The 12,491-nt window shown below is 74.1% G+C and carries 13 protein-coding genes and 1 pseudogene; 6 read left to right on the top strand and 8 right to left on the bottom strand.

Features of this window, described 5'->3' with window-relative positions; genetic code table 11:
• Positions 1 to 34: 34 nt before the first annotated feature.
• Together ACZ4VA_RS18255 and ACZ4VA_RS18250 are read right to left on the bottom strand one after the other, a co-directional pair.
• Entirely contained in the window at positions 35 to 922 is an 888-nt protein-coding gene (locus ACZ4VA_RS18255; RefSeq protein ID WP_468082010.1) for a chitosanase, read from the bottom strand.
• Positions 923 to 959: 37 nt separating this feature from the next.
• Positions 960 to 1,877, bottom strand: a complete 918-nt coding sequence (locus tag ACZ4VA_RS18250; protein WP_468082008.1) for a rhomboid family intramembrane serine protease — start codon at positions 1,875 to 1,877, stop codon at positions 960 to 962.
• A 170-nt stretch (positions 1,878 to 2,047) separates the two neighbouring features.
• Here ACZ4VA_RS18250 and ACZ4VA_RS18245 point away from each other — a divergent pair, with 170 nt between their 5' ends.
• The 3 genes and pseudogenes from ACZ4VA_RS18245 to ACZ4VA_RS18235 all read left to right on the top strand — a co-directional run.
• Positions 2,048 to 2,767, top strand: a complete 720-nt coding sequence (locus tag ACZ4VA_RS18245) for a vWA domain-containing protein (RefSeq protein WP_355793564.1) — start codon at positions 2,048 to 2,050, stop codon at positions 2,765 to 2,767.
• Positions 2,764 to 3,315, top strand: coding sequence for a HutD/Ves family protein (locus tag ACZ4VA_RS18240; protein WP_356170331.1), 552 nt, complete (start codon positions 2,764 to 2,766; stop codon positions 3,313 to 3,315). Before ACZ4VA_RS18245 ends, ACZ4VA_RS18240 begins: the two co-directional genes overlap by 4 nt.
• Positions 3,316 to 3,366: 51 nt before the next feature.
• A pseudogene (locus tag ACZ4VA_RS18235) lies at positions 3,367 to 3,754 on the top strand (hypothetical protein); the annotation flags it as partial.
• Here ACZ4VA_RS18235 and ACZ4VA_RS18230 read toward each other — a convergent pair.
• Together ACZ4VA_RS18230 and ACZ4VA_RS18225 are read right to left on the bottom strand one after the other, a co-directional pair.
• Positions 3,729 to 4,706 (bottom strand): acyl-CoA dehydrogenase family protein, encoded by a 978-nt coding sequence (locus ACZ4VA_RS18230; RefSeq protein WP_468082005.1) that lies wholly within the window; start codon positions 4,704 to 4,706, stop codon positions 3,729 to 3,731. The pseudogene ACZ4VA_RS18235 and the gene ACZ4VA_RS18230 overlap by 26 nt on opposite strands.
• Complete coding sequence (locus tag ACZ4VA_RS18225) at positions 4,706 to 5,851, bottom strand: acyl-CoA dehydrogenase family protein (RefSeq protein WP_388905437.1); 1,146 nt, start codon at positions 5,849 to 5,851, stop codon at positions 4,706 to 4,708. Before ACZ4VA_RS18225 ends, ACZ4VA_RS18230 begins: the two co-directional genes overlap by 1 nt.
• 83 nt (positions 5,852 to 5,934) lie before the next feature.
• On the opposite strand from ACZ4VA_RS18225, the gene ACZ4VA_RS18220 reads away from it, so the two are divergent.
• From ACZ4VA_RS18220 to ACZ4VA_RS18210, 3 genes are all read left to right on the top strand, one after another.
• Entirely contained in the window at positions 5,935 to 6,726 is a 792-nt protein-coding gene (locus ACZ4VA_RS18220) for an SDR family oxidoreductase (RefSeq protein ID WP_356238940.1), read from the top strand.
• A gap of 75 nt (positions 6,727 to 6,801) precedes the next feature.
• A complete protein-coding gene (locus ACZ4VA_RS18215; RefSeq protein WP_355793789.1) occupies positions 6,802 to 7,416 on the top strand; it encodes a TetR/AcrR family transcriptional regulator in 615 nt (204 codons plus the stop codon).
• Positions 7,417 to 7,434: 18 nt separating this feature from the next.
• Positions 7,435 to 8,592, top strand: coding sequence for an acetyl-CoA C-acetyltransferase (locus tag ACZ4VA_RS18210; RefSeq protein WP_356169123.1), 1,158 nt, complete (start codon positions 7,435 to 7,437; stop codon positions 8,590 to 8,592).
• A 323-nt stretch (positions 8,593 to 8,915) separates the two neighbouring features.
• On the opposite strand, the gene ACZ4VA_RS18205 is transcribed toward ACZ4VA_RS18210, so the two are convergent.
• Genes ACZ4VA_RS18205 through ACZ4VA_RS18190 form a run of 4 tightly spaced genes read right to left on the bottom strand, consistent with a single transcriptional unit; the run spans position 8,916 to position 12,443 of the window.
• Complete coding sequence (locus ACZ4VA_RS18205) at positions 8,916 to 9,977, bottom strand: NAD(P)H-dependent flavin oxidoreductase (RefSeq protein WP_356169126.1); 1,062 nt, start codon at positions 9,975 to 9,977, stop codon at positions 8,916 to 8,918.
• Complete coding sequence (locus ACZ4VA_RS18200; RefSeq protein WP_356238947.1) at positions 9,977 to 10,765, bottom strand: CoA-transferase subunit beta; 789 nt, start codon at positions 10,763 to 10,765, stop codon at positions 9,977 to 9,979. The genes ACZ4VA_RS18205 and ACZ4VA_RS18200 overlap by 1 nt, the downstream gene beginning before the upstream one ends.
• On the bottom strand, positions 10,762 to 11,628 hold the full coding sequence (locus ACZ4VA_RS18195) for a CoA transferase subunit A (RefSeq protein WP_355788452.1): 867 nt from the start codon (positions 11,626 to 11,628) through the stop codon (positions 10,762 to 10,764). The genes ACZ4VA_RS18200 and ACZ4VA_RS18195 overlap by 4 nt, the downstream gene beginning before the upstream one ends.
• Positions 11,625 to 12,443, bottom strand: coding sequence for an enoyl-CoA hydratase family protein (locus ACZ4VA_RS18190; protein ID WP_468082001.1), 819 nt, complete (start codon positions 12,441 to 12,443; stop codon positions 11,625 to 11,627). The genes ACZ4VA_RS18195 and ACZ4VA_RS18190 overlap by 4 nt, the downstream gene beginning before the upstream one ends.
• Positions 12,444 to 12,491 lie beyond the last annotated feature (48 nt).

Raw genomic sequence — 12,491 nt, 5'->3', positions numbered from 1 at the left:
GGGCGGGCGCCGTGGTGCGTCCGGGGACCCTCCGCTACTCCACCTCGTACGTCTCCCCGTACACCCGCCACTTCAGAGGGGTGTCCAGGTCCAGGTTGCCGTCGTACAGGAAGCGGCGCTGGGCGGTGTCGATGCGGCTGGTGTCGCGGTGGTCGGGGGAGGCCTTCATGGCGCGGCGGCGGATGTCCAGGAAGATGTCGAGGTACGCCTTCTCGGAGCCGCCCTCGGCCGGGGTGTCCGCCTGTGCGACGGCCCTCTCGCGCATGCCGTCGAAGCCGTCGGGGCCCCGCCCGGCGCCGTGCATGACCATCGCGTCGTAGTAGACGAACTGGCCGAGCGTGCCGAGCCCGTCGAGCTTCGCGCGCCGTACCGCCGGGTCGAAGTACAGACGGTCCCGCTCCCGGTCCTGGACCTCGCGGAACGCCGGGACGCGCGCCTGCGCCTTCCAGGCCGCCGTGAACCCGGGCCCGAGGCCGCGGTGGGAGTCGGTGCCGTCGACCTCGCGCAGCGCGGGCAGATAGCGGGCGAGCGGGTTGCCGGGGTTCCTCTCCGTGTAGCGCTCCACCACGGTGAGCAGGTCGTGGGTGCCGGAGCAGAAGCCGACGATGCCCGCGGTGAAGCCCCGGCCGTCCCCGATGTCCTCGATGTAGCCGTACTGGCCGCGCCAGTCGAGCGTGGAGTTCTCGGCGCTCGCCACCAACTGCTGGGCCAGCTCCTTCTTGTCCGGTGCGGCGAGGCCGGCCGGCCGGGGTGCGGTCCGGCCGCCGCCCGCCTCGGGGCCGGCGGACGGAGCGGCGGGCCGCGACGCGGTCGCACCGCCCTTGTCGTCCCGCGTGCCTCCGTGATCGGGCAGCGCGCACCAGAGGGCCGCCGCGGCCGCGAGGGGGACGGTGGCCCACAGCAGGCCGACGGCACGTTTCATGCCGCACAGGGTACGGCGGGCCGGCGCCCCGCCGGGCTCAGGCCAGTCCGGTCGCCAGGTCCGACTGCTTGACCACCGCCAGCACCACCAGGAGCGCCAGCAGTGCCACGCAGGCCGCGGCCTGCACCGGCGGCCGGTGGCGTCCGCGGGGCGCGTAGGCGTACGCGAGGGTCACCGCGCCGCCCGTCAGCAGACCGCCGAGGTGGCCCTGCCAGGACGTCAGGCCCGCCGAGATGAGCAGCCACAGCAGCAGACTCCCGATGAACTGGTTGACCTGCCGCATGTCCCCGCCGATCCGGCGGGACGTCACGTAGTACGCGGCGCCCACTCCGAAGATCGCGCCCGAGGCGCCGACCACGGCGACGTACGGCGCGATCAGCAGCACCAGGACCGAGCCGCCGAGGGCCGACAGCAGATACAGGGCGAGGTAGCGGACGCGGCCGAGCCGGGCCTCCACGACGGCGCCCAGGCTCCACAGCGAGGCCATGTTCATCACGATGTGCAGGATGCCGAACGGGGTCTCCGTGGCGGGCAGATGGAGGAACGCGCCGGTCAGCAGCCGGTACCACTCCCCGGCGATCACGCCCTCCGGGTGGTAGCCGGCCGGGTAGCCGTCCAGCCAGAGGTAGTGCTCACCCGCCGACGAGAGGCCGGCGCCCAGCATCTGGAAGCGGCTCGTCACGTCGGAGCGCGCCAACTGGGCCAGGTAGGCCAGCACGTTGAGCGCGATCAGCACGTACGTCACCACGGGCACCGTCGAGACCCGGCCGCCGAAGACGGTCCGGGCCTGCCGGATCGACCGCGCGCCCTCCCGCACGCACTCGACGCACTGGTGGCCGACGGCCGCCTCCCGCATGCAGTCGGGGCAGATGTAGCGGTCGCAGCGGGTGCAGCGGACGTGCGACTCCACCTTGGGATGGCGGTAGCAGGTGGTGACGGTGGACTCGGACTCCACGCCGGCTCCTCACAGGTACGGGTGACACGGGGACGGTGAGCCGGTGGGGTCGGCGGCGAACAAAATAGCGAACGCAGGTCAGAGGCCCGGAAGGGGGGCCGTCCGGGCCGGCGCGGTGGCGTAATCTCGGCATGCGCGTGACCGGGGAGCGCGGCGAGAGGGGAGCCCGTATGGCGGGGATCAGTCTGAGCAAGGTGCAGGAGACGGCGCCCGCGCTGGTCAGCCTGTACAAGACCGCGGGGGCGTCCCTCACCAAGTACGGACTGGACGGGCAGCGGGCCGCCGTCTACCTCGTCGTCGACTACTCGGGCTCCATGAAGCCGTACTACAAGGACGGCAGCGTGCAGGCGCTCGCCGACCGGGTGCTCGGTCTCGCGGCCCACTTCGACGACGACGGCACGGTCCCGGTCGTCTTCTTCTCGACCGACATCGACGCGGTGACCGACATCGCGCTCGTCAACCACCGGGGCCGGATCGAGCGGATCGCGGCCGGGCTCGGCCACATGGGCAAGACCAGTTACCACCTGGCGATGGACGCGGTCATCGATCTCCACCTGGACAGCGGCGCCAAGGACCCGGCGCTCGTCGTCTTCCAGACCGACGGCGGCCCCATCAACAAGCTCGCCGCCGAGCGGTACCTGTGCAAGGCGGCCGAACTCCCGCTGTTCTGGCAGTTCGTCGGCTTCGGCGACCCGGGCAGCAGGCAGTTCGACTTCCTGCGCAGGCTGGACGACCTGGCCGTCCCGCAGAAGCGCTCCGTCGACAACGCCGGCTTCTTCCACGCCGGTTCGGATCCGCGCGCGGTGTCCGACGCCGAACTGTACGACCGTCTCGTGGGCGAGTTCCCGCAGTGGCTGGCCGCGGCGCGGGCGCGCGGCATCGTACGGTGACCCGGCTGCTGCCCGCCTCCGCACGCACCCCCGTGCCCTGGCGCGACGGCGGCGGTGTCACGCGTGAGATCGCCGCCTGGCCACCGGGCGCGGACATGACCGGCTTCGTCTGGCGCGTGAGCCTGGCCGACGTCGGCGCGGACGGTCCGTTCTCCGCGTTCCCGGGCGTCGACCGCACCCTGACCGTGGTCGAGGGCGCCGGGATGGACCTCACGGTGGGCGGCGAGCGGCGTCTCGTCGACGCCCGCCTCGTGCCGCAGCACTTCCGGGGCGACGTGCCGACCCACTGCCGGCTGATCGACGGACCGGTCGTGAACCTCAACGTCATGTGGCGCAGGGACGGCGGCCGTCCGGCTCCGACCGTCGCGGTGGTCCGGGGCCGGCTGCCCCTGCCCGCCACGCCCGTGCTGGTCGTCGCGCTCGACGGGAGCGCCGAGGTGGCGGGGACAGTCCTCGGCCCGTACGACGCCGTCCTGCTGACCGGCACGGACACCGTGCTGCACACCAGGGGCAGCGCCGCCGTCGTCGGCAACGTCCCGCAGGACTGACGCGGCCCGCCGTACGCCCCGACGCGCTTTCAGGTGAGCCCCGCGCCCACCCCCTTCGTCGAGGCGTGGGTCACCGGCGACCGGCGCGAGCACCACATCCCGGACCGGCCGCGCAACGTGCCCACCCGCACCGGCCTCGGCGTCGCCTGCCTCACCCCGTACTCGGTGCTGCTGATCTGTGGCGGCAACGCACGGCGAGTACGTCGAGGTCCACGAACCGCCGTCGCGGGCACGGCGGTTCACCCTCACCCAGCACGAGCAGCCCCGGCCGTACGAGGCCGGCCCCCGCGTCGACGCGAACGGAGTCGCCCGCCGCGTCACCCTCTCCCGGCGGCTCCGCGCGCGGCCGGCCCACGCCATGCAAGGGCCGGGGACGCGGATCCCGAAGCCGACGGAGGAGGAGTACCGGGAACTCACGGGCGCCGACCACCACCGATGACGCGTGCCCGGCACTCGGACGGCGTGCCCCACGCCGTCCGCAGGGCTCGGGCCCGGGTCAGCCAGAGCGAGAGGTCGTACTCGGCGGTGTAGCCGATCGCACCGTGCAGTTGCAGCGCGGTCCTGGCCGTCGCGTACGCGCCCTCGCAGGCCAGCACCTTGGCGGCGGCCACGTCGGCCGGGTCCATGGTGAGCGCGGCACCGAACAGCATCGGCCGGGCGAACTCCAGGGCGGTCCGCGCGTCCGCGAGCCGGTGCTTGACGGCCTGGAACGAGCCGACGGGGACACCGAACTGGGTGCGCCGCCCCACGTACGCGACGGTCCGCTCCAGCAGCGTTAGCCCGGCGCCGAGCGCCTGGGCGGCGGTGGCGAGGCGGGCCCAGTCCAGGGCGCGGGCGCACGCGCGGATGACGTCGGGACCGGCGGCCAGCACGTCGCCGCCGGGCAGGGGGCGGGTCAGCCGGCGGGACGGGTCAAGGGACACGCGCACCGGTCCATGGCCGGGAGCCGCCCGCAGCTCGTCGCCGCGCACCGCGAGGACCACCCCGGCCGCCTCCCCGTCCAGCGCGTACGCGTCCCCGAAGGCCAGCGTCGCCACGGATCCGCCCGACGCCAGCGCCGGCAGCAGCCGACCGGCAGGGCCCGGGTCGTCGAGCCCCGCGAGCAGCACGGCGGCCGCCACCGTCTCCACCAGCGGACCGGGCACCGCGTGCCGCCCCGACTCGACGCAGGCGACGGCCAGTTCCACCGGCAGCGGCCCGACTCCGCCGTACGCCTCCGGCACGGCCAGCGCGAAGACGCCCGCGTCGGCCAGCCGGGACCACAGCGCCCGGCCCGGCGCCCGCTCGCCCGCGCCCCAGGCCCGCGCTACCGCGGGGGTGTCCGCGGACGTCAGCATCGCGTCGAGCGAGCGGGCGAAGGCACGCTGCTCGGCGTCCGGCAGGAAACGCATCACCGGCGGCCCTTCGGCAGGCCGAGCAGCCGCTCGGCGACGATGTCGCGCTGGATCTCGTTCGTGCCCGCGTAGATCGGGCCGGCCAGCGCGAAGACGTACCCCTGCGCCCAGTCGGTGCCGGACAACTCCCCGTCCGGGCCCAGCAGATCGAGCGCCGTCTCGTGCAGCGCGAGGTCGAACTCGGACCAGAACAGCTTGTTCAGGCTGGACTCCGCGCCCGGGGACTCGCCCGCTTCGGCCCGGGAGGCGTGCGCGTACGTGAAGAGCTGGTAGGCGCGGGCGCCGATCACCGCGTCGGCCACCCGGTCCCGCAGCGCCGTGTCCACGGGGTCCGCGCGCTCGTGCCAGAGCCGGGTCAGCCGGTCGGCGGCGGCGAGGAAGCGCCCCGGGGAGCGGAGCGTCAGACCGCGCTCGTCGCCCGCTGTCGACATGGCGACCCGCCAGCCGTCGCCCGGCTCGCCGATCACGTCCTCGTCCGGCACGAAGACCTCGTCCAGGAAGAGTTCGGCGAATGCGGGCTTGCCGTCCAGGCGGCCGACCGGGCGGACCGTCACCCCGGGCGACCGCAGGCCGAACATCAGATACGTCAGCCCCTGGTGCCGCCTCGGCGCGTCCGGGTCGCTGCGGAACAGCCCGAACGCCCGGTCCGCGAACGCCGCCCGCGACGACCACGCCTTCTGCCCGCTCAGCAGCCAGCCCCCGGCCGTGCGCACCGCCCGGGACCTCAGCGAGGCCAGGTCGGACCCCGCCTCGGGCTCGGACCACGCCTGCGCCCAGATGTCCTCACCACGAGCCATCGGCGGAAGGACGCGGGCGCGCTGCTCCTCCGTGCCGTGCGCGAAGAGGGTCGGGGCGAGCAGGCTGATGCCGTTCTGGCCGACCCGGCCCGGGGCGCCGGCCGCGTAGTACTCCTCCTCGAAGACCAGCCACCGGACGAGATCCGCGTCCCGGCCGCCGTAAGCCGCCGGCCAGGACACCACCGACCAGCGGTCGGCGGCCAGTTCGGCCTCCCACGCGCGGTGGGCGGCGAAGCCCTCGGCGGTCTCCAGAGAGGGCAGCGGCACCGGCGGGACATGGGCGGCGAGCCAGGCCCGGGCCTCGGCGCGGAACGCCTCGTCGGCGGGGGAGTGCGTCAGATCCATGGGCGGCACCCTTCGGTGACGGGCTCGGGCCGGCGGCGGGCCGCACCTTCCCTAACAAGTGTTTGGTAGGTTAGCTTGGGGTCATGAGCGACGTCGAGAGTCCGGCGTACGTACCAGGCCACGGGCTGCTGAGCGGCCGCACCGCCGTCATCACCGCCGCCGCGGGCACCGGCATCGGCGGCGCCACCGCCCGCCGCTTCCTGGAGGAGGGCGCGCGCGTCCTCCTCGGCGACGCCCACGCACGACGGCTGGACGACACCGCCCGCGCCCTGGCCGAGGAGTTCGGCGCCGCGAACGTCGCCGCCCGGCCCTGCGACGTCACCGACGAGGACCAGGTCCGGGCCCTCTTCGACACCGCCGCCGCCCTCCACGGCCGCCTGGACGTCGTCGTCAACAACGCCGGCCTCGGCGGGACCGCACCCCTCGCCGACATGACCGACGCACAGTGGTCGAAGGTCCTCGACGTGACCCTGACCGGGACCTTCCGCTGCACCCGCGCCGCCCTGCGCCTGTTCCGGCACCACGGCCACGGGGGAGTCGTCGTCAACAACGCCTCCGTCGTCGGCTGGCGCGCCCAGGCCGGACAGGCCCACTACGCCGCCGCCAAGGCCGGGGTCATGGCGCTCACCCGGTGCGCCGCGATGGAGGCAGCCGCCTACGGGGTCCGGGTCAACGCCGTCTCGCCCAGCCTCGCCATGCACCCGCACCTGGTGAAGGTCACCACCCCCGAACTGCTGGAGGAACTCACCGCCCGCGAGGCCTTCGGCCGGTACGCCGAGCCCTGGGAGGTGGCCAACGTGATCGTGTTCCTGGCGTCCGGCTACTCCTCGTACCTCACCGGCGAGGTCCTGTCCGTCAGCAGCCAGCATGCCTAGGTCGTGTCCGCGAAGACCCGTCGTCCGCCCGGAGGGCGGGTCTTCGCGGACACGACCTAGGACGACAATGACCGTGTGCCTACCAAGAAGAAGACCCAGGTGACCGCATCGCCGGAGCGGCGCCGTGAACTCCTCGGCACGGCCGCCGAGGTCTTCGCCGACCAGGGCTACAACGCCACCACCGTACGCAAGATCGCCGACCACGCCGGCATGCTCGCGGGCAGCCTCTACTACCACTTCGACTCCAAGGAATCGATGCTGGAGGAGATCCTGCGGACCTTCCTCGACGAGCTCTGGGACGGCTACGACACCGTCCTCGCCGCCGAACTCGGGCCCCGGGAGACCCTGGAGGCCCTCGTCACCGAGTCCTTCCGGGAGATCGACCGGCACCGCGCCGCCGTCGCCATCTACCAGAAGGAGTCCCGGCACCTCGTCGCGCAGGAGCGCTTCGCGTTCCTCGCCGAATCCCAGCGCAACTTCGAGAAGGCGTGGCTCAGCACGCTCGAACGCGGCGTGGCCGCCGAGGTGTTCCGCGCCGACCTGGACATCCGGCTCACCTACCGCTTCGTGCGCGACACCGTCTGGGTCGCCGCGTCCTGGTACCGGCCCGGCGGACAGCACAGCCCCGAGGAGATCGCCCGGCAGTACCTGTCGATGGTGCTGGACGGGATCTCCCTACGCGACACGTGACCCTGGAGGGACACCGTCATGGCCGAGGCCTACATCGTCGAAGCGGTCCGCACCCCCGTCGGGCGACGCGGCGGGGGACTGGGCGGGGTGCACCCGGCCGACCTGGGCGCACACGTCCTCAAGGCCCTGGTCGGGCGGAGCGGGGTGGACCCCGCCGCCGTCGAGGACGTCGTCTTCGGCTGCCTGGACGCGGTCGGACCCCAGGCCGGTGACATCGCCCGCACCAGCTGGCTGGCCGCCGGACTGCCCGAGGAGGTGCCCGGCGTCACCGTCGACCGCCAGTGCGGATCCTCCCAGCAGGCCGTGCACTTCGCCGCCCAGGCCGTCCTGTCCGGCACGCAGGACCTCGTCGTCGCGGGCGGCGTCCAGAACATGACGCGGATCCCCATCGCCTTCGCCTCCCGCCGGGCCGCCGAACCGCTCGGCCTCACCGAAGGCCCCTTCGCGGGCAGCGAGGGCTGGCGGGCCCGCTACGGCGACCTGCCCGTCGACCAGTTCCACGGCGCCGAGATGATCGCCGCGAAGTGGGGGATCACCCGCCGCGACCAGGAGGAGTACGCCCTGCGCTCGCACCGGCGGGCCGTACGCGCCGCCGACGAGGGCCGCTTCGCCCGCGAGACCGTGGCCTACGGGCCGGTCACCGCCGACGAGGGGCCGCGCCGGGACACCTCGCTGGAGAAGATGGCCGCCCTGAAACCTGTCGTGGACGGCGGCACGATCACCGCCGCCTGCTCCTCCCAGGTCTCCGACGGCGCCGCCGCGATGCTGCTCGCCTCCGAACGGGCGCTGCGCACGCACGGCCTGACACCGCGCGCCCGCGTCCACCACCTCTCCGTCCGCGGGGAGGACCCCGTCCGCATGCTGTCCGCGCCCATCCCGGCCACCGCGCACGCGCTGAAGAGGACCGGCATGTCCCTCGACGACATCGACCTGGTGGAGATCAACGAGGCGTTCGCGCCGGTCGTCCTCGCCTGGACGCGGGAGACCGGGGCGGACCCGGAGAAGGTCAACGTCAACGGCGGCGCCATCGCCCTCGGCCATCCGCTCGGCGCCACCGGCGTGAAGCTGATGACGACCCTGCTGCACGAACTGGAGCGCACCGGCGGCCGCTTCGGCCTCCAGACCATGTGCGAGGGCGGCGGCCAGGCGAACGTGACGATCATCGAACGCCTCTGACACGTCCGGCGTGCCTGCCGCGTCCGGCGCCTTCGACGCGGCCGACGGCTCCGGCGCTTTCGGCGCGTCCGCCTGTACGCGCGTGAGGTGCCGGAGGGCTGCCCGGGCGGGCGTGGGCCTCAAGGGGGAGGCCGGCGCCCGAGGGACTGCCCAGGAAGGGGGAGGCCGCGCCCGAGGGACTGCCCAGGAAGGGGGAGGCCGCGCCCGAGGGACTGCCCAGGAAGGGGGAGGCCGCGCCCGAGGGGCTGCCCGGGGGGCCTGGGCCTCAAGGGGGAGCCCAGGCAGCGAGTGACCCGGAGTCGGCCCCTGGCGACACCGGTGACTCAGGGGCGGGGCGGGGCATCGGGTGTCAGCGTCCGGAGTGTCGCCTCCGCCTGCGCCATCACCCGCTCGACCAGCTCCGCGCACGACGGCAGGTCCTCGATCACGCCCGCGACCTGCCCGGCCGACATCAGCCCCAGGTCCGTACGGCCGTCGACCATCGACGCCCTGAGCAGCATCGGGGTGTTGGCGGCCATCAGCACCTGGCTCCAGGCCAGGTCCCTGCCGTGCCGCATCGCGAGTCCGTCGCGGACCATCCGGGACCAGGACAGGCCGGAGACCTTCCGGAACCCGGCGGCTCGCCACAGCGCCCGGACCAGCGACCGCGTACGCCCCGACCGTTCCAGGGCGTCCACCAGGTCCGTCCGCAGCATCCGGTGCGGGAGACCGTCGACGGCCGTGGTGAGCGTGACGTCCTTGACCGTCGCCGCCAGGTATCTCGCCAGCACGGCGGCCGGGACCGTAGAGTCGGACGTCAGCAGGAAGCGCGTGCCCATCGCCACGCCCGCCGCCCCGTACGCCAGCGCCGCCACCAGCCCCCGCCCGTCGTGGAAGCCGCCAGCCGCCACGACCGGGATGTCCACCGCGTCCACCACCTGCGGCAGCAGCACCGTCGTCGCCACCTCACCGGTGTGCCCGCCGCCCTCGCCGCCCTGCACGATCACCGCGTCCGCGCCCCAGGCGGCCACCTTCTCCGCGTGCCGCCGCGCACCGACGGACGGGACGACGACGACCCCCGCCTCCTTCAGCTCGCCGATCAGCTCCCGCGAGGGCGCGAGCGCGAAGGACGCGACGCGCACCCCCTCCTCGACGATGATCCGCACCCGGTCACCGGCGTCCCCCGCGTCCGCGCGCAGATTCACCCCGAACGGCGCGTCCGTACGGGACTTGACCTCCCGTATCGCCTCCCGCAGCCGGCCGGGTGCCATCGTCGCGGAGGCCAGGATGCCGAGGGCGCCCGCGTTCGCCGCGGCGGAGACCAGGCGGGGGCCCGCCACCCAGCCCATGCCGGTCTGCACGACCGGATGGCGGACGCCGACGAGCCTGGTCAGCGCGGTCTCCATCAGCGCCCCGCCGGACGCGGGGCGGGCGCGGCGGGGTCGGCCACCTCGCGGTCCCGGGCACCCTCGGGGTCGACCACCTCGCGGAGCAACCGGCGCTCCTCGTCCGTCGGTTCACGGGTGCGGGGCACCTCGTCGGGGACGTGCAGCGCGAAGCCGGTCGCCGCCCGGACCTGCTCCACGGTGACGCCCGGGTGCAGGGAGGCGAGGCGCATCGCGTGGTCGGGGGTGTCGAAGTCGAGGACACCGAGGTCGGAGACGACGCGGGCGACGCGGTGGTAGCGGCTCGCGCCCGGTCCCGCCGCCGCGGCCCGGTCGTACCCCACTCCGCACACCATGTCGACGGCCGCGACGAAGACGCGCGGCGAGTGCTTCGGCACCCAGTAACTGGTCGGATTGTTCAGGGTGTTGACCGGAGCGCCCCGCACGCCGAGGAGCTGGCGGACGGGCCGGGACCAGTCGCCGACGCACGCGATGTTCTGGTTGCCGAAGCGGTCGAGCTGGCTCGCGCCCATCATCACGTGCCGCCGCCCGCCGGTCACCAGGGCCAGGTGCGCGCGGTACGGCAACCAGCCCTCCGGGGTGCCGTCCGGCCCGACGAGCATCGCCTCGCCGTCCGTGAGCAGCAGGTCGGGTGCGAAGGTGAGCCGGGCCAGCCGGGCGCCGAGGGCCGGGATCACGCCCATGGGGGAGGCGAGCACCTCCCCGGCGCCGCGCCAGGTCTCGGCGCAGGCGATCACGCAGTACTCGGCGCGGGTGGGCGGGGGAGGCGGTGCGGCGGGGGTGCTCACGAGGTCCCTTCCTTCCGCCAGGCGCGGACGGCGCGCTGGTAGTCCTGTTCGCCGCCGCTCAGGAACCGCTCGGCGAACTCGGCGTACGGCGTGCCCGCGTAGAGCCTCTGGAAGGCCTCGTCGCGTCCGTGGTCCGGGGCGCAGGACGTGAAGTGCGCGCCGCCCGGTGCCTCGACGACGCCGGTCACGTACGACCGCTTCAGCAGCAGCGTCTGCGGGGCGGCGTCCGCGGTCAGCGCGGCGGTCTCCACGAGCCGCTCGCACGAGACGTACGCGGCGTCGGCCGCCTCGCAGAACAGGTCGTCGAAGTACGGGTCGGGGCCCAGATACTGCCCGTTGCCCAGGCGGTCCGCGCGGTTCATGTGCACCAGCGCGGCGTCCAGGCGCAGGGCCGGCATGGCGACGAACTCCTCCCGGACGCCCGTCCTGGCGTCGGCGTACGGCGAGGTGACCGTCCGCAGGGCCGGGTTGACCCGCATCACGTCGGAGCCCAGGCCGGCCCGCACCGGCAGGAAGGGCAACCGGTTGGCCGCCGCGTGCAGCCCCCACATGAACATCGCCTCGTCGATCTCCGTCAGCTCGAACTCCGCCCGCTGCCGTGCCGCGCGGTAGTGCGGTTCGAGCGGGATCGAGTCGAGGGTGACGAAGGGGGTGACGAGCCTGCGGACGCGACCCGCGGCGGCGAGCAGGCCGACGTCCGGGCCGCCGCACGAGACGACGGTGAGATCGGTGATCCGGGACCGGAGCAGTGCTCTCACCAGCGCCATCGGCTTGCGGCGCGAGCCCCAGCCGCCGATGCCGAGCGTCATCCCGCTCTCCAGCCGGCCGACGGCCTCCTCGGCCGACATCCTCTTGTCGCTCATCGGACCCCCTCCGCCCCGCCCACCGGCTCACCCGCCGAAGCCGGTGCGGGTTCACCCGCCGGAGCCGGCGCAGGCTCCCTGCCGAAGCGGTCACGGACCCGGCCCGCGACCCCGCTCAGGCCGGCCTCGAAGGTGAAGCCCTGCTCGAAGCGGTAGCTGCGGCGCACGTCCACGGGGTCGATGCCGTTGATGGCGGCCTTGGCGAGCCGGACCAGACCGCCGTCCTTGGCGGCGATCTCGCGGGCCAGCTCCAGGGCCCGTGCGGGCAGTTCGCCACGCGGTACGACCCGCCAGACCGAGCCGTGCGCGTGCAGCTCGGCGGCGGTCGCCGTGCGCGAGGTGTAGTACAGGACGCGCATCAGGTGGGGCGGCACCAGCCGGGCGAGATGCGTGGCGGCGCCGAGCGCGCCCCGCTCCAGCTCGGGCAGCCCGAACGTGGCGTCCTGGCTCGCGACGATCGCGTCCGCGTTCCCCACCAGCCCGATGCCGCCGCCCAGACAGAAGCCCTGCACCGCGGCGACGACCGGCACCTCGCACTCGTACACCGCGGCGAAGGCCTCGAAGCAGCCCCTGTTCGCCCCGATCAGCGCGTCGTGCCCCTCCGTGTCCCGCTGTATCTCCTTGAGGTCGACCCCGGCGTTGAACCCGCGCCCCGTCGCCCCGAGCACGACGCAGCGCACGGCCGGGTCGCGGCCCGCGGAGCGGACGGCGTCGGCCAGCTCGAACCAGCCCCGCACCGGCAGCGCGTTCACCGGCGGGTAGTCGACCGTGACGACGGAAATCCCGGATTCCGGGGACGAGGTGGAGACACCCATGGGCGCATCAGCTACCTTTCCACCAAACGTTTGTTAGGTGCACCGTCG

Source organism: Streptomyces sp. NPDC028308, assembly GCF_055565855.1.
This window is presented reverse-complemented; position numbering and strand designations above follow the sequence as displayed.

Bases quoted from the DNA above. Each gene is read 5' to 3' on its own strand.
- ACZ4VA_RS18225 (WP_388905437.1), bottom strand. From the start codon at position 5,851: ATGGATCTGACGCACTCCCCCGCCGACGAGGCGTTCCGCGCCGAGGCC.
- ACZ4VA_RS18245 (WP_355793564.1), top strand. From the start codon at position 2,048: ATGGCGGGGATCAGTCTGAGCAAGGTGCAGGAGACGGCGCCCGCGCTG.
- ACZ4VA_RS18205 (WP_356169126.1), bottom strand. From the start codon at position 9,977: ATGGAGACCGCGCTGACCAGGCTCGTCGGCGTCCGCCATCCGGTCGTG.
- ACZ4VA_RS18220 (WP_356238940.1), top strand. From the start codon at position 5,935: ATGAGCGACGTCGAGAGTCCGGCGTACGTACCAGGCCACGGGCTGCTG.
- ACZ4VA_RS18210 (WP_356169123.1), top strand. From the start codon at position 7,435: ATGGCCGAGGCCTACATCGTCGAAGCGGTCCGCACCCCCGTCGGGCGA.
- ACZ4VA_RS18255 (WP_468082010.1), bottom strand. From the start codon at position 922: ATGAAACGTGCCGTCGGCCTGCTGTGGGCCACCGTCCCCCTCGCGGCC.
- ACZ4VA_RS18195 (WP_355788452.1), bottom strand. From the start codon at position 11,628: ATGAGCGACAAGAGGATGTCGGCCGAGGAGGCCGTCGGCCGGCTGGAG.
- ACZ4VA_RS18230 (WP_468082005.1), bottom strand. From the start codon at position 4,706: ATGCGTTTCCTGCCGGACGCCGAGCAGCGTGCCTTCGCCCGCTCGCTC.
- ACZ4VA_RS18190 (WP_468082001.1), bottom strand. From the start codon at position 12,443: ATGGGTGTCTCCACCTCGTCCCCGGAATCCGGGATTTCCGTCGTCACG.